At 64.0% G+C, this 19,881-nt stretch carries 15 protein-coding genes; 5 read left to right on the top strand and 10 right to left on the bottom strand.

Going from position 1 to position 19,881, the window contains the following annotated elements; all coding sequences use genetic code 11:
* Positions 1-4: 4 nt before the first annotated feature.
* The gene (locus J3D46_RS21555) at positions 5-1,258 is read left to right on the top strand and encodes a glycosyltransferase 87 family protein (protein WP_231340734.1); all 1,254 of its coding nucleotides are present in this window, start codon (positions 5-7) and stop codon (positions 1,256-1,258) included.
* 99 nt (positions 1,259-1,357) lie between these two features.
* Here J3D46_RS21555 and J3D46_RS21550 read toward each other — a convergent pair whose 3' ends face one another.
* Both J3D46_RS21550 and J3D46_RS21545 read right to left on the bottom strand, forming a co-directional pair.
* Positions 1,358-3,475 carry a phosphocholine-specific phospholipase C gene (locus J3D46_RS21550; RefSeq protein ID WP_253468754.1) on the bottom strand — a complete coding sequence of 706 codons (2,118 nt, stop codon included), beginning with the start codon at positions 3,473-3,475 and terminating at the stop codon, positions 1,358-1,360.
* Positions 3,476-3,619: 144 nt separating this feature from the next.
* Positions 3,620-4,345, bottom strand: a complete 726-nt coding sequence (locus J3D46_RS21545) for a hypothetical protein (protein WP_253468752.1) — start codon at positions 4,343-4,345, stop codon at positions 3,620-3,622.
* A 219-nt stretch (positions 4,346-4,564) separates the two neighbouring features.
* Between J3D46_RS21545 and J3D46_RS21540 the strand changes: the two genes are divergently transcribed.
* Complete coding sequence (locus J3D46_RS21540; RefSeq protein WP_253468750.1) at positions 4,565-5,089, top strand: helix-turn-helix domain-containing protein; 525 nt, start codon at positions 4,565-4,567, stop codon at positions 5,087-5,089.
* Entirely contained in the window at positions 5,086-6,468 is a 1,383-nt protein-coding gene (locus J3D46_RS21535; RefSeq protein WP_253468748.1) for an MFS transporter, read from the top strand. The genes J3D46_RS21540 and J3D46_RS21535 overlap by 4 nt, the downstream gene beginning before the upstream one ends.
* Before the next feature lie 88 nt (positions 6,469-6,556).
* Here the strand turns inward: J3D46_RS21535 and J3D46_RS21530 are convergent, their stop codons facing one another.
* From J3D46_RS21530 to J3D46_RS21515, 4 genes are read right to left on the bottom strand one after another with little or no spacing between them, the layout of a single operon-like run.
* Positions 6,557-9,631, bottom strand: a complete 3,075-nt coding sequence (locus tag J3D46_RS21530) for a glycoside hydrolase family 2 TIM barrel-domain containing protein (protein ID WP_253468746.1) — start codon at positions 9,629-9,631, stop codon at positions 6,557-6,559.
* The gene (locus tag J3D46_RS21525) at positions 9,631-10,545 is read right to left on the bottom strand and encodes a carbohydrate ABC transporter permease (RefSeq protein WP_231339795.1); all 915 of its coding nucleotides are present in this window, start codon (positions 10,543-10,545) and stop codon (positions 9,631-9,633) included. The genes J3D46_RS21530 and J3D46_RS21525 overlap by 1 nt, the downstream gene beginning before the upstream one ends.
* Positions 10,542-11,489, bottom strand: coding sequence for a carbohydrate ABC transporter permease (locus tag J3D46_RS21520; RefSeq protein ID WP_231339796.1), 948 nt, complete (start codon positions 11,487-11,489; stop codon positions 10,542-10,544). Before J3D46_RS21520 ends, J3D46_RS21525 begins: the two co-directional genes overlap by 4 nt.
* On the bottom strand, positions 11,486-12,820 hold the full coding sequence (locus J3D46_RS21515) for an ABC transporter substrate-binding protein (RefSeq protein ID WP_253468744.1): 1,335 nt from the start codon (positions 12,818-12,820) through the stop codon (positions 11,486-11,488). The genes J3D46_RS21520 and J3D46_RS21515 overlap by 4 nt, the downstream gene beginning before the upstream one ends.
* Positions 12,821-12,970: 150 nt before the next feature.
* On the opposite strand from J3D46_RS21515, the gene J3D46_RS21510 reads away from it, so the two are divergent.
* The gene (locus J3D46_RS21510; protein ID WP_231339798.1) at positions 12,971-13,582 is read left to right on the top strand and encodes a TetR/AcrR family transcriptional regulator; all 612 of its coding nucleotides are present in this window, start codon (positions 12,971-12,973) and stop codon (positions 13,580-13,582) included.
* Between the two features lie 70 nt (positions 13,583-13,652).
* Here J3D46_RS21510 and J3D46_RS21505 read toward each other — a convergent pair whose 3' ends face one another.
* Positions 13,653-14,828 carry an acyl-CoA dehydrogenase family protein gene (locus J3D46_RS21505; RefSeq protein ID WP_253468742.1) on the bottom strand — a complete coding sequence of 392 codons (1,176 nt, stop codon included), beginning with the start codon at positions 14,826-14,828 and terminating at the stop codon, positions 13,653-13,655.
* A gap of 131 nt (positions 14,829-14,959) precedes the next feature.
* On the opposite strand from J3D46_RS21505, the gene J3D46_RS21500 reads away from it, so the two are divergent.
* On the top strand, positions 14,960-16,306 hold the full coding sequence (locus tag J3D46_RS21500; RefSeq protein WP_253468740.1) for a glycosyltransferase 87 family protein: 1,347 nt from the start codon (positions 14,960-14,962) through the stop codon (positions 16,304-16,306).
* A gap of 16 nt (positions 16,307-16,322) precedes the next feature.
* Here J3D46_RS21500 and J3D46_RS21495 read toward each other — a convergent pair whose 3' ends face one another.
* The 3 genes from J3D46_RS21495 to J3D46_RS21485 are packed head-to-tail and all read right to left on the bottom strand — an operon-like array spanning position 16,323 to position 19,761.
* Positions 16,323-17,849, bottom strand: coding sequence for an APC family permease (locus J3D46_RS21495; protein WP_231339801.1), 1,527 nt, complete (start codon positions 17,847-17,849; stop codon positions 16,323-16,325).
* Positions 17,846-19,051 (bottom strand): glutathionylspermidine synthase family protein, encoded by a 1,206-nt coding sequence (locus J3D46_RS21490; RefSeq protein WP_253468738.1) that lies wholly within the window; start codon positions 19,049-19,051, stop codon positions 17,846-17,848. The genes J3D46_RS21495 and J3D46_RS21490 overlap by 4 nt, the downstream gene beginning before the upstream one ends.
* Before the next feature lie 2 nt (positions 19,052-19,053).
* Positions 19,054-19,761 carry a Tat pathway signal protein gene (locus J3D46_RS21485; RefSeq protein WP_253468736.1) on the bottom strand — a complete coding sequence of 236 codons (708 nt, stop codon included), beginning with the start codon at positions 19,759-19,761 and terminating at the stop codon, positions 19,054-19,056.
* Positions 19,762-19,881 lie beyond the last annotated feature (120 nt).

Raw genomic sequence — 19,881 nt, 5'->3', positions numbered from 1 at the left:
CACTGTGGCTTCTCCTTCACAGACCGTGGCCCCCACCAGGCAGCGGGGCTGGATCCTCACGATCGCCGGTGCACTGACCCTCGCTGTGGCCGTGTGGTTCCTCTACACCGACTACCAGCCGGCCTTGAACGACTTCGAGGTCTACTTCTACGGCGGCGGCAAGGTCCTGGAAGGTGGGGATCTCTACGCGGTGCGGGAGGGCCTGCCGTTCACCTACCCGCCCTTTGCTGCGCTGCTTTTTACCGGTCTTGCGGCCATGGGCTTCTTTGCCAGCAGCCTCGTGTTCATCGTCGTTGCCTTGGTGGGTGCCGCTGTGGTGGCCGCGTGGCTGGCAAGGCACTATTTCGGTGTGAAGACCTGGCGGGAGGCGTTTGCCGACTACCGCTTCCGGACAACGGCTTTGGTGGGAACCGGGGCGATTTTGCTCCTGGGGCCCTGGCGGGACACATTCGTCTTTGGGCAGATCAACATCATCCTGATGGGCGTGATCCTGGCGGATTTCGCCCTGTACGGTAAGGCTCGGGCAGGTGCTATCCGGTGGCCCGCAGGCCTCCTGATTGGTTTGGCTGCCGGGGTGAAACTCACTCCGCTGGCCTTTGGGCTGTATTTCCTGGTTCGCCGCGACTTCAAGGCCTTGGGCTGGATGGCCGTGGGCTTCTTTGGCTCCATTGCCTTGGCTTGGGCTGTGCTGCCGCAGGCTTCCGTGGATTTCTGGACCAAGATACTGCCCGACACCGGCCGCATCGGTGGACCCGCGTACGTGGACAACCTCTCGGTCAAGGGGCTGCTGCTGCACTTTGGCATGCCTGACTCCTCCCTCACCAACGTTGTCTGGATGGTCCTGTCCCTGGGGCTGGTGATCCTTGCGGGGCTCATCATCAAGTGGGCCGTGGACGCTGACGAGAACTTCATCGCAGTATCAGCCACCGCCATCCTGATGCTCCTGATCAGCCCTGTCTCGTGGTCCCATCACTGGGTGTGGGTTGCTGTTGCCCTGCCCAGCATGGCGTTCGCCATGCATCGGGTCCCTTCGCGTTCCGGTCGGATGCGCACCGCCGGCTGGGCCATTGTGGCGTGCTCCACCGTCGCGTTCTTCATGACCCCCAAGAACCTGGCCGTGTGGGCCGGTGCTGCCGAGTGGGGCAAGGATCCGCAGACCCAGTGGCAGCTCATGATTTCCAGCCTGGGCGTGGTGTGCGGGATCGCCATGCTGGTCTATTGGGCCCTGGCATATCATCCTTCACGAACCAGGAAATAAGCCCACGCATCGAATCATGCCAACCAATCCGGCCCTTGTCCGCCCACCTAACCGCTATACGGTGCATGGTGCGGACAAGGGCCGGATCCGTTACGGCGCCTAGCCTGAGATGCCCTCCCGGCCGTCTTCCTCACGCCCGGTCAGACGCCGCCTGAACGACGCGTCATCGGCCGAGGTGAGCTGAAGGTCGTACCAACCCTCCACGGTGTCCCAGCCGATCTTCCTGGTGTGGCCCGCCTTGAGCTTCACGGTTTGGTTGGTGACCGCGTACTGCAGTGACTCCAGCTTTACGTTGACCGTTGCAGCGCCGTTGTTGCTCAACTCCAGTTCCACGGCCTTCTTGCCGCGGCGTCCAGTAACGGTGACGTCGACGCCGGACGCAGCGCCCGCCGTCGTGCCCTTCAGTTCGTAGTGGTACCGGTTGGGGCCGGTGACGACGACGTCGAAGGCGCCGGAGGCCAGCGGAAGTTCCATCTCCTGGCTGCCGAGGACGTCCGCGTGCCTGGGTTCGGTGACCTCGCCCGCGTAGCCGTACACGGTGAAGTGGGTGGAACTGGTTCCTTTGTTGGTCAGCGCCAGGGCAATCCTGCCCGGTTTTACTGCAGCCGAGACTTGTGGACGGTAGGGGAGAGGCCGGGCCGGGCGGCTGCCGGTTTCCTGGATCGGGGCCACCTGGACCGCCGGAGGGTTCGGGCGCCAGCGGCTGATTTTGGCGGGTACCGCGGCGGGGTGGTCGAGAACCGGTGGCGTGCCGGGGGAGGCGAAGTTGAACACACCGGTCAGGTCGCCGCAGACTTCCCGGCGCCATGGAGAAATATTCGGTTCCTCAACGCCGGTCCAGCGCTCCAGGAAGCGAAGCACGGATGTGTGGTCGAAGACTTCCGAACTGACGTAGCCGCCCACTGTCCAGGGCGAGACCACCGTCATGGGCACGCGGGGGCCAAGGCCGATGGGCCGGGATGTGGTCCAGTCAGTGGACTCGCCTGATGCCGGACGCGGCTGGACAGGCGGCGGGACGTGGTCGAAGTAGCCGTCGTTCTCGTCGAAGTTCAGGAAGATCGCGGTGCTGTCCCATGTGTCCGGGTTGCTCGCGACGGTGTCCAGCAGGCGGTAGACGAAGTTCGCGCTGCCCACTGGTGTGGAAGCGCCGGGGTGTTCGGAATCGGCTGCGGACGGCACCAGCCAGCTGACCTGCGGCAAGGTGCCATCCTTGATATCTGCGCTGAGGCGTTGCAGGAGGGTCTCGGGACGGCCACGCCACATGGCTTTATCGAACAGGGACCTTTCCGCGTCTGTGAGGGCGGCGCGACCCTGCTCCAATTGGGCAAGAAGGCGGTCCTGCTCAGCGGGCGCCTTGCCCTTGATCGAGTCGTAAAACTCCTCGGTGGTGCGCAGGTTTCCCTCCACCGATGCGAGCATCTTGCGGCCGATTGCCTTGAAGGTCTGGAAGTACTCCACGGCGTTGTCCGTGAAGTTGTCCCAGTCCTGGTAGATCTTCCACGAGACCCCCGACTGTTCCAGGCGCTCAGGGTAAGTGGTCCAGTTGTAGCCTCCGTGGTCGTAGCCGTAGGCGGCGTTCGTGACGGCACGCTTGGTGCTGGCTGGCTCAGTGCCCGTGGTTCCGCTCCAGAGGTAGTTGCGGTTGGGGTTCGTGGACCCGTTGACGGAGCAGTGGTAGGCATCGCAGATGGTGAAGGTGTCCGCGAGTTCGTACTGCAGCGGGATGTCCTGGCGCTCGTAGAACGTCATGGTGGATGCGCTCTTGGCAGGAATCCACTTGTCGCACCAGCCGTTGTTCCAGGCCGTGGTGGTTCCGTTGAAGGAGTGGTCCAAATCGCCGAGGTACTGGATATCGGAACCGGGCCTGCCGGCAAGTTCCGCGGCCTTGCGGAGCGAGAATGGCAGGACGGTCTCGCCGGTGGCCCGGGGCTGCTCGAACATGGACTTGCCGTTGGGCAAACGGGTGACGGCCTTGTCGCCGTATCCCCGGACGCCACGCAGCGATCCGAAGTAGTGATCGAACGAGCGGTTTTCCTGCATCAGGATGATCACGTGCTTGATGGACTTCAGGCTTCCCGGCGGCACCGGCTTGGCCATCGCGGCCTGCACGGAGGGTGGGAGCAGTGACCCGGTGGCTGCAAGCGCCGTCGCTGCAGCGGCGGTGCCGAGGAAACCGCGGCGCGAGAGTCCGGTCGATTCGGTTGAACGATTAACCATTTCAGGAGTATTCGAGGACATTCAAGGGAGCCTTTCGTGGTCAGAGTAGACCGGGCAAGCTTAGGCACCCCGAGTTAACCTCCGATGAAACCAGGGCAAACCGGTGGGGTGTGTCGCGTAGATCACACTTTTCGTTTGTCGTTGCTAGTTCAGCGCGATGACCAGCATCCGGCTGGTGCCAGGGATGCAGGTCTGCAGCACTGCTTTGGGAAAGCCGCCGAAAACTGCCGAGACGTGATCTGTGGTGCCGCCCAACGGGACCTGCCCAAGCGCGTCCACGGTGTACGTTCCGTAGCCGGCCAGGGTGACTGTTTGGCCCACGGTGATGCCCGAGAACCGTGCCCACCCGCCGCAGTAGTCGTGCTCAGTGATGAAAAGCGAGTAGGCGTCGGTGGGCGTGAAGTGGACCGGGCCGATGCAGGCATCCACCAGGTCCTGTCCTCCGGCACCGGCTACATGGATGGTCCATCCGGGCTGCCCTGGCTGGGGCTCGTTGACCGGGGGTTGCGGGGCCGCCTCTGCGGGGGGAACCACGACGGCGGGTGGGGCCGGTGCGGCCGGTGGCGGTTCAGGTGCTTCGGCGGGTGGCCCGGCTGGAGGCGGCGGGGCCGGTGCGGCCGATTCCACGGTTGGGCTGACGACGGCGGGTGAAGCCTGGCGCGCGAAGGGCATGGAGTCGCTGGCAGCGGACGGATCGGCAGGTTGCGGCAAATCGATGCCCGGGAGCTGCGGGGTCATGGCGATGGCCGCAACCATGGTTCCAGCCACCACAAGGGCCTTGAGGGTGACGCCCGGCACTGCCCACCTGAAGCGGGAGGGTGATTCCGACGCTGGGGGAATGTGCAATTGTGGATCGCCCTGCAGAGCCATGGGAACTCCAAGCGGGAGTGGATCCGCTAGGAAAGCCGGAACGGATATTCAGAATCCCCAGACACTTCGATTGTAGGAACACCTTGGCTGTTGGGAAGCCCGTGGGGATACTCGTCTTTTCCGGGGCGCTACTTGGATGTAGCGTCCCGCCGGCGTCAAACAAGGCCGGGAAGCAGAAACAACGTAGCTTTCTTTAGAAAAGTCATCTACGTTGACCGCATGCCTCTTCGTTCCGACTGGTCCGCCCGTACGTGCAGCCTTGCCCGCGGCCTCGACGTCCTTGGCGATCCCTGGGGGAGCCTGGTCCTGCGGGAAATCTTCTTCGGCAACGGCCGATACGATGCGATCAAAAAGCGCCTCGAGGTTGCGGACAACGTCCTCAGCAAGCGGCTGGGATGGTTGCTCGAGTCCGGCCTCCTGGCCCAGCGCCCCTACCAGGACGGCAGCCGCGTACGGCAGGAGTACATCCTCACGCCCAAAGGCGAGGACGCGTTGCCTGTCCTCAACGCCATCATTATCTGGGCCGAAAAGCACTTGGATGCACCCAACGAGGTGTCCCACATGAGGGTCATCCACACGGACTGCGGGCAGGCCACGTCCTCGGCAGACACCTGCACCCATTGCGGGACGCGGCTGACGGCCGCCAACACCAGTTGGCACAGCTTCAAACGCAGCGACCATCCACTGCCGTTGGCCATCGCGCCACAGAACACACGCACCATTGAAACGGAGATCTCCGCATGACCGCTCCCGACGTCACAGGGACACCGCCCGGAACAACCGGCGCTCCCACCGGCAAACGACGGCGACTGCATCCGGCCTGGATTGTCGCCGCGGTGGCGTTCCTTGCCCTCGTGGGAGCAGCCGGTTTCCGTGCAGCGCCCGGCGTGCTCATGGTCCCGCTGCAGCAGGAATTCGGCTGGTCCACCACGGTGTTGTCGCTTGCCGTCAGTATCAACCTGGTCCTCTTCGGCTTGACCGCACCCTTCGCGGCGGCCCTCATGGAGCGCTTCGGCATCCGCAAGGTCACCTCGCTCGCGTTGTGCCTCATCGGCCTGGGCTCGGCCCTCACTGTCTTCGTGAACCAGTCCTGGCAGATCCTGCTGACCTGGGGGCTCCTGATCGGACTCGGTACGGGCTCCATGGCCCTGGTCTTCGCGGCCACCATCGCCAACACCTGGTTCGCCAAGAGCCGTGGGCTGGTGATCGGGATCCTGACTGCCGGCAGTGCCGCCGGGCAGCTGGTGTTCCTTCCCTTCATTGCCGCCCTGGCCCAGAACCCGGGCTGGCGGGGCGCCTCCTTGCTTATCGCCGCGGGTGCGCTCGCGGTTGTCCCGCTGGTGCTGCGCTGGCTGCGGAACTCACCGGCCGACGTCGGGGTCTTGCCGTACGGCGCCGAGGCACCTGAGGTGAAGGCCGCCGACGCCGGATCACCCGCGACGTCGGCAGGCAAGCCTGACGCTGCGGTTGCGTCGTCTGCTCCGAAGGACTCCGCCAATGCCGCGATCCGTGCCATGCAGGTCCTCAAGCGGGCGGCCAAGGTCCGGACGTTCTGGGCATTGGCCGCAGGCTTCGCCATTTGTGGAGCCACCACCAACGGGCTTATCGGGACACACTTCATACCTTCCGCCCACGATCACGGAATGCCCGAAACCACGGCGGCAGGCTTGTTGGCCGTCGTCGGAATCTTCGACATCGTGGGGACCATCGCATCCGGTTGGCTGACCGACCGCTTCAACCCCAAGATCCTGTTGGCCGTGTACTACCAGTTCCGTGGGATCGGGCTGCTGGTCCTGCCGTTGCTGCTGGGCTCATCCGTAGAGCCGAGCATGATCATCTTCGTAGTGGTGTACGGGCTCGACTGGGTTGCCACCGTGCCTCCGACTGCGGCGATCTGCCGCTCAGTGTTCGGCGCTGACGGTTCCGTGGTGTTCGGCTGGGTGTTCGCTGCCCACCAACTCGGCGCCGCGGCAGCCGCACTCGCCGCCGGCTTCATTCGCGACGCCACCGGGCACTACAACTACGCCTGGCTCGGAGCCGCAGCCATGTGCACAGTGGCCGCAGTCATCAGCGCCACCATTCGTAAGGACGCAGCGAAGAAGGAACCGGTCGCGGTCGCCTGATGAGACGTTGCCTGAGGCCGGTTGCGGGGCCCACTCTGCGCGCTATTTGTGCCTGAAAGCGCGCATAGCGGGCCCGACAACGGGAGTCCTAGCCCGCTTCGGTGATCCGGAACGTCAGGGTACGGGCCTCAGGGCGCAGTGCATGGTCCGGCCACACGTCCGGTCCGCAAGCCCTGGATCCGAGGCCGTGCTGGGCGGCGTCGAGGTACAGGTAACTACCTTGGCTCGCCGCCAACTCATGCGGGTGGCCGGCTGCTGAGATTTCCTGTGCCGTGTGCCGGGCGAGAGTGAAGCCCGGCAGGCGGCCACCGGAGTCAGGGGCGGCGTCGAGTTTCAGCCAAGGAGTACCTGCCTGCTGCAGGTCAAGCGACCGCACAGCACTCCGGTGACCCGATTCCTGTGGCTTGGCGTAGGGCACCGTGAGCTCGTCAATGCCTGCCGAATACCTGCCCACCAGCGTCGCGTGCATGCTGTCCGGGTACGATTCACGGGGCCCGGCGCCGAACCATGAAGCTCCGTCCACGGAGCCCGGCAGATCGAATCGGACGCCGATGCGTGGCCAGATCATGTCCCAGCCGGTGCTGGGAACAATCTCCACACGAAGCCACAATTCGCCGCCGGACAGTTGCCAGTTCTCCTCCACAGAGACCCAACGGGCGGCGTCGGCGGCGGCGTAGCGGGTGTGGACCACCACGCCGGTTTCGTCGGCGGAAACCTTCTCAACCCGGGCGGTGATCCGGTCCAGGCCAGCAGCACGCCACACTGATTCCATGGACGGGGCAGGCGTTCCGTTGCCGTTGTTGAGCCATGGATCGGCGAGGTCGTAGCTGCCGCGGCCAGCCCCGGCGTCGTTATCCGTGGGTGCCCGCCACAACTCCAGCCGCGGTCCGGATACCGAAAGCCCGGCAAGGGAGGCCAACCGGCCGTCCTCGAAGACGGCGGGGCCCAGCGAGACGGTGCCTTCCGCAATGTCGGCTTTACGTTCGGATGATGCCAGGGGACGGGGTCCCCTCAGGGGACGGGTTTCGGTCAGATCCAGCTGCGCCGCGGAGATCACATGCCCGGCCTCGGCCCACGCAGTGTCCTTACCCAGGGCGGCCTCAACCGTGAGCCAGTACTCACCGGATGCCGCGCCCGCGAACTCCGGCAGTTCGATCAGGGTCGTATCGCCGGCGGCCAGGGGCGTGCCCGCTGACGTGACGACGTCGAGCTCTCCGGCGACCTGCACAAGGCCGTCCACCTCGGTGCGCCAGCGCAGCACGACGTCGGACGCATCGGCCGTGTGCCGCAGGTTGGCGACGGAGACGAAGCGGCGAGTGCCGCCGTCGTGCGTCTCCGCACTGAAATTCAGGCGCAGGGGAGCGACGATCTGCTTGTACTCAAAGAGCCCCGGGCTCGGCGTGGAGTCCGACAGGACCATGCCGTCCATCACGAAGTTGCCGTCGTGGACAACCTCGCCGAAGTCGCCGCCGTAGGCGTAGAACTCCGTGCCATCGGCGGTGGTGGTGCGGATACCGTGGTCCCGCCACTCCCAGACAAACCCGCCGTGCAGCCGCGGGAAGCGGTCCACCAGGTCCTCGTATTGGTCGATCGCGCCCGGACCGTTGCCCATGGCATGAACGTATTCGCACAGGATGAACGGTTTGGTGCGCTGCCGTGCGGACTCTGCCGCGGAGCAGCCCAGCAAAAGCGAGCCGGAATCGTCGCGGCCAATCGCCTCAGTCTCAGGAACGGAGGAGTACATGCGCGAGTAGACATCCGTGTAAGCGCCGGTGTAATCGCCTTCGTAATGGACGGGCCGGCCGGTGTCACGGGCGTGGGCCCATGCGGACATGGCAGCCAGGTTGGAACCTGTGCCGGACTCGTTTCCGAGGGACCACATGACGATGGACGGGTGGTTCTTGTCCCGTTCCATCGTGCGCTCCATCCGGTCCACATATGCTTCGCGCCAGGCGGGGTCGTCGCTGGGATTGCCCACCCAGCCATGCCGTTCGAAGCCATGCGTTTCCAAGTCGCATTCCAGGATCACCCAGAAGCCCATCTCGTCGGCGATGTCCAGCAAACGGGGGTGCGGCGGGTAGTGGCTGGTGCGGATGGCGTTGACGTTGAACTGCTTCATCAGGGCAAGGTCGGCCCGGGCGAAGTCCTCATCGAAGACCCTGCCGCGGTCCGGATGCGTTTCATGGCGGTTCACGCCGTGGAACACCACGCGCCGGCCGTTCACCAGGAACTGGTCGCCCTTGATCTCCACCGTGCGGAATCCCAGGCGCAGGGAGATGGTCTCGCCTTCGCTTGCCACCGTCGCGTTGTACAGACGCGGAACCTCCGCGGACCAGGGTTCGACGGCGGTGATCGCCACCGGGGCGACGTCGGCAGGGGAGGACCATACGACGTCGACGTCCAGCTCGGGGACGGACAACCGGATGGGGTAGGCGGCTGCATCGGCCGTGATTTCGGGGTCGATGGTGCCCGCGCCATTGGCGAAGGATGTCCTCAGCCAGACGTCGTCGATGCCCTTTTCCGGACGTGCTTGGAGCGTGACGTCCCGAAAGATGCCCGGCATCCACCACTGGTCCTGGTCCTCGACGTAGCTGGAGGCTGACCACTGGTGAACGCGGACCGCGAGCACATTGTGTCCTGGACGGATTGCTTCGGTGACATCAAATTCCTGTGCCAGCCGGCTGCCCGTGCCAACGCCGATCTCAAGGCCGTTGACCCACACTTTGTACCGGGATTCGACGCCGTCAAAACGCAGGATTGTCTTCCCGGCGGCGCTCCAGTGTTCCGGTACCTCAAAGCTCCGGCGGTAGTCGCCTGTGGGGTTATCGTCCGGGACGTGGGGAGCATCAGTGGGGAACGGGAATTGGACGTTGGTGTAGATGGGCCGTCCGTAGTTACCGTCGCCCTCCAGGACCCAGTGCGCCGGAACGGGAATCCGGTCCCACGCGGAATCGTCCAGGGTCTCCTCAGCGATGCCTTCGATTGCCTCGCCCGCAGGGAGGACACCGCGGCCGCCCGGGGTTCCCGGTGCGCCCGGGAGGAGCCGGAAACGCCACTGTCCATTCAGGGAGAGGGTCGGAGCATCTGTGTGCAGCCAGGAGCGGGCCGGGAGGCGGTTCCCGGATCCCGGTCCGGTGTCTGTGATGTAGCTGGCGTCGGACATTATTTAACGGCTCCTTCTGTCAGTCCGCCGCGCCAGAAGCGCTGCAGGACAACCATGGCGATGCTGAGCGGAATGATGGAGAGCAACACTCCACCGGTGGTCAGTTCATAGAATTCGGGCAAGCGGTCAACCTGGCTCAGCCAGTTATTCAGCCCCAGGGTGATGGGGTAGAGCTCTGAGTCGGAGAGCATGACCAGCGGCAGGAAGTAGTTGTTCCAAATACCCACCAGCTGGAACAGGAAAACGGTCACCAGTGCCGGGGTCAGTACTTTGAGCCCGATGGTGTGGAAGATACGGAGTTCGCCGGCGCCGTCGATCCTGGCGGCCTCGATCAGCGAGGTGTCCACGGTGGCCTGCGCGTAGATCCTGCACAGGAACAGGCCGAACGGCGAGACCAGCGATGGCAACAGGACGCTCCAGTATGTGTTGGCCAGGCCCATCTGGCTGAACAGCAGGAAGAGGGGCAACGCCGTGGCCGTGCCGGGAACCAGCACGCCACCCAGGATGGTGCCGAAGACCAGATTCCGGCCACGGAATTCGTACTTGGCCAGTGCGTAGCCTCCAGCGGCAGCGAAATACGTGGCCAGGAGCGCACCAACGCCGGCATAGATCGCGGAGTTCAGGAACCAGCGGCCGAAGATGCCGTTGTCGTAACTGACTACCCGGCCGATGTTTTCCCACAAGGAGAACGTTGGCGCGAACCAAAAGCCGTTGGTGGAGAAGAGATCCGCCGTGGACTTGGTGGAGGCAACGAAGACCCAGTACACGGGAATCAGGAAGTACAGGGCCACCACCACCAAAAGTGCGGTGACGATGATGGTGGATGACCGTCGTCGTCCGGCTGAGCGGTCCGGACCGGAAGAAGGCTTGCTGCGTACCGGTGCGGTGGTTGGTTTCGTGGCTGTGACGGTCATGATGACTTCCTGTTCGTCAGTGCGAGGAAGGCGAAGGACAGGGCGAACGCGGCCACGGCGATGATGACCGACTGGGCTGCTGCGACGTTGTAGTCGTTATAGGCGAAGGCCGTGGTGTAGGCGCTGAGGTTCGGCGTGTATTGGCTGTCGATGGCAGGGGCTACAGTCTTGAGGACCTGGGCCTCGGCGAAGAGCTGGAGGGTTCCAATGATGGAGAAGACAGTAGTGAGCATGAGGGCCGGGCGGATCAGGGGGAGCTGGATGCTGCGGGCCACGCGCCACGTGGAGGCCCCGTCCACCTTGGCGGCCTCGTAGAGTTCCACCGGGATGGCTTTGAGCTGCGCCACGATGATCAGCATGTTGTAGCCCGTGTAGCTCCACGTGACGATGTTGGCGATTGACCACAGCACGCTGTTGGCACCCAGGAAATCGGGCGTCAGGCCTACGATCTTGGCTGCGTCGAACAGTGGGCTGAGTCCGGGCACGTACAAGAAGGACCACAGGATGGTGGCGATGACGCCGGGCACACCGTACGGGAGGAAATAGGCGGCGCGGAAGAAACCCGGCCACTTTGCCGAGGCCGATTCCAGCATGAGTGCCAACGCGGTGCATAGGACAATCATGACGGGCACCTGGACGATGCCGAACAGCAGCATGCGGCCAATCGAGGCGACGAAGCTGCCGTCTGCCAATGCTTGGGCGTAGTTGCTGAAACCGGCGAACTCACTGGTCACGCCGGCTTCGCCGAACAGGCCGCTGCGCGTCACCTTGGTGAAGCTGGACATGATGGCCACAACAATTGGGAGCAGGAACGTGAGGATGAAGAGCCCCAGGAACGGTGCCAGCAGGAGCCAGGGTGCGCGTCCGGCAGCACCCGTACGTTTGCCACTCCGGGCCGCTGTAGCGGGACGCTGCACAGTGGGTGCAGTGCGGGTAGTCGTCATGCCGTTTCCTTCCGGATGGTGAGGCCCTTGTTCTTGAAAACGGTGATGATCTGCTGTTCCGAGGCGGCTATGGAATCCACCAACGAGGTCCCAAACGCCTTCTTGCGGAAACCGTCGCTGAGGATGTTGAAGGACTGCTGCGTCACCGGCCACCAGGACCAGTCAGGGTTCTGCTGCTGAGTGGCAGGGACGAAGACTTCCTCGTTGTAGCGCTGAGCGCCGAAGAACGCCGACGGTTGTTGGCGGTCCGATCCGATGAAGTCGGGATTGGGGGACCAGCCGATGCCGCTGTTCTTGATCTCGGCGTCGATTCCCTCCTTGGATGTGGTCAGCCACACGGCAAACTCGAGGGCTTCCTTGGGGTGCTTGCTGTTGGCGAGGACAGCAGCCGTGGAACCGCCAAGGTAGGTGGAACCGAACCCGGTACCGCCCCACGTGGGCATGGGCGCAACCCGCCATTTTCCCTCGGAGCCGCTGACGCCCTGAACCAGGGCATCGCCCCAGCTTCCGGTAATGGTCGAGGCAATGCCGCCCTTGCCTGCCGCAGCGAACCAGCCCGGCGAAAAGGCGCCATACGCGGTGGTGACGAGGTCGTCGTCGATCGCTTTGTCGAAGAAACGCGCGGTGTTCAGCGTGGCGTCGTCGGTCATGTTGATGACCCAGCCGTCCTCTTCGGGACGGAACCAGGCGGCCCCGGCCTGTGCGGCAAACGAAGCGAACGGCGAGGCATCGCTGATGGGGAAGCAGTCCAGATAGGTGTCAACCGCCCTTAGCTCCGTGGCAACGCTGGCCCATTCATCCCAGGTTTCCGGGGTGCTTGCGCCCACTTTGTCCATGATGGCGGGCTGGTAGAACATGCCCATTGGCCCGGAGTCCTGGGGGATGCCGTAGATTCCGCCCGTGTAGCTGACTTGCTTCCACAGCGTGGGGTCGTAAAGGTGCGCGTGCTGGTCGGCACCGTAGCGGGAGAGATCCACCAGCCCGTTGACCAGCATGAACTCGGGAATGGAGCGTAGTTCAACCTGGGCGAGGTCCGGTCCGCCGCCTGCAGCGAGGGCCGAGTAGAGCTTCTGGTATCCGCCGGCATTGCCGCCTGGAATCCACACCACGTCCACCTGGATGTTCGGGTTGGCGGCATTCCAGATGTCGGCAACGTTCTGGAAATCCTTGAGCCAAGCCCAGTAGGTGAGCCGCACAGGCCCGCCGGCAGCGGGGATGGTTGGGGCAGCGTTGACGGACTGGGTTCCTGGAGTAGCGCACCCGGCCAGCAGGCCCATGGCTGCTGTACCCAGGCCTGCGCCCAGGAGTTGTCTTCGCGTGAAACGGGTCATGAGCCTTCACCTCTTCGTGTCAGGTTGACTATGCCGGCGCGCGGATTCGTGGGTCCCGGCAGCGGCAAGTGTGACCACGGTAACAGAAAATTCGAGTACTTACTCGAATTTCATATTCGAGGATGTAACACGCATGTACACTGTCTAGCCATGACCACAAAGGACGTGGGCCGCGCAGCGAGGCGGGGCCCGTACGCGAAATCCGAGGAACGGCGTCGGACCATCCTCGACGCTGCCCATGCGGTGTTCGCTGCCCGTGGTTACCGCGGGGGATCCCTGCAGGATGTTGCCGATCGCGTAGGCCTGAGCCAGACAAGCCTGCTGCACTACTTCCCGTCCAAGAGCGACCTCCTCATGGCAGTCCTGAAGCGCCGCGATGAAATCACCGGCGGCTCATTCCCCGATGACATGGAGGAAGGCCTGGTGGACTCCGTGATCCGGACAGCGCTCTTCAACGAGGACATTCCGGGCGTCATCGAGCTGTACACGGTGCTCTGCGCCGAGTCCGTCACTGATGGCCACCCGGGTCGGGAGTACTTCACGGAGCGCTACCAACGCTTGCGGAGGAGCTACGGCCGCCGCTTCGCTGAACTGGCGGCCGAGGGCAGGCTCCGCCCCGGAGTTGATCCTGATGAAGCTTCCATGTCGTTGGTTGCCTTGTGGGACGGGCTCCAGACCCAGTGGTTGCTGGCTCCCGACGACGTGGATGTGGTCAAGGGCCTGCGCGGCTATTTCAAGCTCCTGGTCCTCCCCGAGGCCTGACCCAACCAGGTGACAGCACATGTCCCGTTGGGGGCCCAAACCGACATGTGCTGCTACCTGGTTGGGTGCGTTAGCCGCGAAAAGCCCCCATGCCTGTGATGTGTTGGCCCAGGATCAGGGTGTGGACCTCGTCCGTGCCTTCATAGGTCCGCACGGATTCCAGGTTGCTGGCATGCCGCAGGGGTGAGTAGTCGAGGGTGACGCCGTTCCCGCCGAGGATGGTCCGCGCTTCGCGGGCGATCTTGATGGCCTCGCGGACGTTGTTCAGCTTGCCCAGGGAAATCTGCTGTGGCTGAAGGTGTCCGGCATCCTTCAGGCGGCCCAGGTGCAGGGCCAGCATGGTGCCCTTCTGGATTTCCACCAGCATGTTCACCAGTTTCTCCTGCGTCAGTTGGTAGCCCGCCAACGGGCGTCCGAACTGGAGCCGGTTGCCTGCGTAGTCCAACGCAGCTTCGTAGGAGTCGCGTGCGGCTCCCATGGCACCCCACGCGATTCCGTAGCGCGCCTCGTTCAGGCAGGAGAATGGTCCCCGAAGTCCCATGGCACCCGGGAGGATGGCATCTGGACCCAGCCGCACGTCGTCGAACGTCACATCGCACTGAACGGAGGCGCGCATGGATAGCTTTGGCTCGATCGGTGTTGCCGCTACCCCGGGGGTTCCAGCGGCAACCAGGAAGCCGCGGATACCGTCCTCAGTGTTGGCCCACACCACCATGACGTCAGCAATCGACGCGAGCCCGATCCACCGCTTGGCACCGTCCAGGACCCAACCGTCGGACGTTTCGCGGGCAAAGGTCGTCATGGACGAAGGATCCGAACCCGCTGTCGGTTCCGTCAGGGCAAAGCATCCAATCAGCTCGCCGGCCGCCATGCGTGGAAGCCACTGCCGCTTCTGCGCCTCCGAGCCCCACTTATGGATAGCTGTCATGGCGAGTGAGCCCTGCACGGAAACGAAGGTGCGGATCCCGGAGTCGCCGGCCTCCAGTTCCATCGCTGCCACACCATATTCGACGGCGGTCCGGCCGGGACAGCCATAACCCTCCAAGTGCATACCCAGGACGCCGAGCTCGCCCAACTCGGGAGCGATATCACGCGGGAAAACTGCGTCCTCGTACCAGCGGGCGATGTTTGGCCGGATGCGGTGGGCAGTGAAGTCGCGGACCTTTTCGCGGAGTTCAAGCTCGTCCGCGGTCAGCAGTGAGTCGAGGGCCAGGACGTCGGAGGTGTTCGTCGTTGAATCGCTCATGCCAGCATCCTACGGCCGCCGGCATGTGTGCTGTCGCACATGGCAGGCAGACCGGGGGAGTGCCTCAGTAGTATGGGTGCGGGGGTCGCACACTTCCCCCGTTGCTGTTCGGTTATCTTGGGGGAATTTGCATGGCACTGCCTGACGTCGATTTACGGACCACGGCGGATGCCGCAACGCCGCGCAAAGATGAACCACGATCCTCGGTATTGCTGCGTTTGTTGCCACTGGCCGTGGTAGTGGTTCCCGTCTGGATGATGCTCGCGGACTGGGCCAAGCAGGGCCTGGACTTCAGCGTCTACTGGTTCGGCGGGAGCATCCTGAACCAGGCAGGCGGTTCGCCTTCGGACCTCTACGGTCCCAGCGTCGCTTCTGCCGGCGGGCCGCACCTCCCGTTTACCTACCCGCCCTTCGCAGCCCTTGTCTTCGGGTTGCTGGCGCGATTGCCACAAACTGCCGCGCTCATGCTGTTCAACATTGCCGGTGTGGCCCTGGCTGCGTGGGTAGCTGTCACGATCGTCAGGTACTGGTCGTCCAAGCCTGACCTGCGCAGCGCGCTCGCCTCCACCAAGAGCTGCTGGGTAGCAGCTGGCTTGTTCCTGGCGGTCCTGCTCCTGGGGCCGTGGCGCGAAACCCTGGCGTTCGGGCAGATCAACATCCTGCTCATGGGCCTGATGGTCATCGACCTGCTGGGCGGTTTCTCCAAACGCCGCGGCTTCCGGAGCAGCGGCTTCCTGGTGGGTGTCGCCGCCGGCATCAAACTGACGCCGCTGGTCTTTGGCTTGTACTTCCTGATGCGCAAGGACTGGCGTGGACTGGTGAACATGTCCATCGGTTTCGCTGGCACGGTGCTGCTCGGCTGGCTGTTGCGACCCGCAGAATCCCTGCAGTTCTGGCTGGAAATCCTCCCCGACACATCACGTATTGGCGGCGCGGGGTACGTCGACAACCTCTCCATCAAGGGTGCCCTCTTGCACTTCGGTGTTCCACACGATGCTGTGACCGTGCCTTGGCTCGCTTTGAGCCTTGCCACCATTGTCCTGGCTGCGTTGCTTATCAGGGCCGCCAGCGTCCAAGGCGCACGCGTGACGGCAATTTCGACGACGGCACTTGCCATGTTGCTCATCAGCCCGGTCTCATGGTCCCACCACTGGGTCTGGATGGCCGTGGTCCTGCCGGCATTCGCATGGACCATCAAGGAAACGCCTGCCCGTTACAGGACCCAGCGGATGGTGATGGGCGCAGTTCTCGCGGTATCGACGCTGGTGTTCTTCTCTTCGCCCAAGACCATCGGCCTGGCGCTGGGGTCCGCTGACCTCAACGTCCAGACACCCGGGCTTTGGATCATGGCGTCCAGCGCGGGTGTGTTCTGCGCTGTGGCAATCCTGGTTTGCTGGTTCGCCGCCTTCAGGCGTAATTCCATCCGGGACGTGGACGTGCCTGCCCGCCTCCATCGATGGGCCCTGAGGCAGCGCTAAGCCCGCGGACCGCAGCCTACTCGCCGCTTACTACGCCAACCTGGGCACGCTCACCTGTGAAGTAGCCACGGGTTGACGGCGCGAAGCGGCACACCACAGCCAGCACAACGCCCAGGGCCAACAGCAGCACGCCACTGACAAAAGCCCCGCCGATGCCGAAGATCCGGGTGTCCCCGTAGGCCGGGTCCCACATTTGGACGGCCGAGATGAAGAACGCAGCCGTCAGGGACAGCGCACCCAGGAACGGCAGGATGCCACGGAACCACAGGTTCCGGGCGGAGTCCCGGAGCGTGGAGCGGAAGAACCACACGCAGGAGAACCCGGTCAGGGCGTAGTAGAACGCAATGAACAAGCTGATGGCGCTGATGGAGTCGGACAGCAGGTTTTCGCTGAGGAAGCTCATGGCCACGTAGTACACAACGGCCACCGCACCCATGACCTGCGTGGAGAAGCCCGGGGTCATGAACCGTTCGTGGACCTTACCGAACCGCGCCGGAAGCGCACCGTGCACGCCCATGGACAATGTCCCGCGTGCCGTGGGAAGAATGGTGGTTTGCGTCGATGACAGGACCGATGCCAGCACAGCCACAATGATCAGCCAGCCCCATGGGCCCAGCACTACGTCCTTCATGGCCAGGAAGACGTCGTCCTGGTTGGCTTCGTTGCCCAGGCCGATGCCGTCGGTACCAATCGTGGCGTACATCATCACCAGCAGGGCAACGGAAACGTAGATCGCCACCAGGACGGAGGCTGAGATGACCGCGCCGCGACCGGGAGTCTTGGCCGGGTTCTCTGTTTCCTCGTTGAGCGCCAGGCACGTGTCCCAGCCCCAGTAAATGAACAGCGCCAGCAAGACACCGTGGACCACAGCACCGGGATCGGCAAACGCGCCGGCAGGGTTGAACCATTCGAAGTCGAAGGCCTGGCCTTCGGGTGCTCCGCCGGCGATCCGGACGATGATGGCCACAGCAAAGATGCCCAGCGAAATGTACTGGATGTATGTCAGCGTGCGCTGGACGTGCTCACCCAGCCGGATGCCACGGTGGTTCACGTACGTCATGAACACGATGAACAGCACGCCGGTTGCCGTCACCAGCCATGTGTTCTCAGCCAGGGAACCATCGCCGATCAGCAGCCAAAGGTACTTGCCCGCAATTTGCGCCAGGTTGGCCAGGACCACGATGCCAGCCAATGCCACACCCCAGCCGCCCAGCCAGCCGGCCCAGGGGCCGAAGGCCTTGCGGGCCCAGAAGAACGTGGTGCCGCAGTCCGGCATTGCGCTGTTGAGTTCACGGAAGGCGTAGGCGATGAACAGGACCGGGATGAAGCCAAGGATCAGGATCAGCGGCGTGTAGTTGCCGTTGACGGCAACAATGAGCCCCAGGGTCGCGGCCAACGAATAGACGGGTGCGGTGGATGCCAGGCCCAACATGACGGAGTCGCCAAGGTCCAGGATCCCGGCGTGGAGGCCTTTGGGAGGTACGACGGCGGTACGGTCGCCGCCCGCTTGGCCGCCACCCGGCGTCGAGGTTTCAGTGCTCATAGTGCGGCTCCGTAGGAAGTAGCAGTGGGCGCGACAGGCGCGGGGGAGTCAATGGTGTTGGGTACAAAGCGGCAGAAGTAGTCCGTGATGGGGCCATCGGATTCGCGGATTCCACAGCCGACGGATTCGCCATCCACCACCCACAGACCCAGGACGGGATGATTGCCGTCGAAGTCCGGGAGGGAGTGGTACTGCTGGAAGCACCAGCCTTCACGGCCGTAGCCGCCGGGTTGCTGGATCTCGATGCCGGGGGCGTGGATGCGGATGTTGTCGCCTTCGCGCCCATGCAGCGGCTTGGCCACCCATTCCTTCAGGGGTCCCGGGTCGCCAAGATATGCAGGCAACAGGTTCGGGTGGTCCGGGTAGAGATGCCACAGCGCGGCCAGCAGTGCCTTGTTGGACAGGAGCATCTTCCACGCCGGTTCAACCCAGCGCGGGTTGTAGGCGCGCTGCAGGAGGCGGTGCCCGAAGGGCTCCTTCATCATCAGTTCCCACGGGTACAGCTTGAACATGGTGCTGATCATGAAGTTGTCCAGGTCCACGAACCGGTTCAGGTTGGGGTCCCAGCCGATGTCGGACATGTTGATGCCGATGGTGGTCCAGCCACCCTGGCTCGCGACATCCCGCATGTAGGCCGCTGTCATCCAGTCCTCGCCGGATTCCTCTGCTTCGGAGTGGGCCACGTGCAGGGTGCTCATGCCGGTACGGAACTGCAGCTTCTTCCATTGCCGGATCAGGGCCTCATGGATCCCGTTCCACTGGTCCTTGTCCGGAAAAACGTCCTGGAGCCAGAACCACTGGGCAACGGAGGCTTCGATGAGCCCGGTGGGAGTGTCGGCGTTGTACTCCAGCATCTTGGCCGGACCGCCCTTGCCGTCATAGATGAAATCGAAGCGGCCGTAGATATCCATGTCGGCAGCCAGCAGCGACTCGCCAGCGAGTTCAAGGGCCTGCTGCCCGATGCCGATATCGCCCATGGCTCCGGTGGCCAGGTACTTCGCGGCCTCCAGGCACATGATGTGCATGTCCTCGGCGGTCTTCTCGAGGGTTTCCACCTCGTCCATGGTGAATTCGTAATAGGCCGATTCGTTCCAGTATTCGATTTTGCGGCCATTGGGCATGGTGGTGGTGGAAAATACCAGGCCCTGTTCTTCGATCTTTTGCTTCCAGTCCGGCCTGGGCACGGAGGAGAGTCGACGCACGCCTAGCCTCCCGAGCTTCCGCCGCTTTTGGAGCTGCTGCCGAAGCCGCCGCGGCTGACAGTGCCGCCCTTGGTGCTGTAGCCGGTAGAGGATTTTGCTCCCGTAGGCACGTTCTTGGTGTAGCTCGGGTAGGAGCTGCGGTTTTGCCCCACCGCGGGCACACTGGCTCCCCGGGAGTAGAAGTACCAGGCATAGACCGCGGAGCTGCGGCCGGCCGAACTGCTGTTGTTGCACTCGTTGTCGTCAACGCGTTCGCCGGTTTCCTCGTTGAAACAGACCTGCGCGTAGTCCGCTTCCTGCTCATTGCTGGCAACGATCGCGGTAATGGTTCCAGCCAGCAGGGCAGTCACGCCCAAGCCCACGACGACGGTGCGGCGCTGGGAACGCTTCTTCTTTTTCGCTGCCTCAGCTGCTCCTCGCTCGCGTTCCTTGGCGAACGGGTCCACGACGGGGAGGGGTTGGCCGGGCTGCGGCGCGCCGTTCCCGGCCTGGGGTGCACCGGCAGGCACCGGACGCTTCTTGCCCTTGCCTGTACTTTTCGCCGGCTCCTGGCCGCCCTCGACAGGCGTGAACAGCTCGGGGTGGAGTTCGGGCTTTGGCACCTGCCAAGGTGGGGGCTTGGGCGGATTGTTGCCCGCTCCGAAGTCGGCGTTGTTGTCCCTGCTGCCGCCGTCGTTGCCGGCTGCGTCAGGGCTGTCTTTCGGGCCCATGTGTATCCCCCTGGATAGACCGTTGAAGTGTCCGGCGCCACGCCGGACCAGAATGCTCAGAGCAAGCCTAGTCCTTGCAGGCGGCGTCGGCACCGGTGACGGGCGTAAATGGGGAGAACT

The organism is Paenarthrobacter sp. A20, assembly GCF_024168825.1.
Taxonomy (GTDB): domain Bacteria; phylum Actinomycetota; class Actinomycetes; order Actinomycetales; family Micrococcaceae; genus Arthrobacter.
The sequence above is the reverse complement of the archived record's forward strand: the minus strand, read 5'-3'. Positions and strand labels throughout refer to the sequence as shown.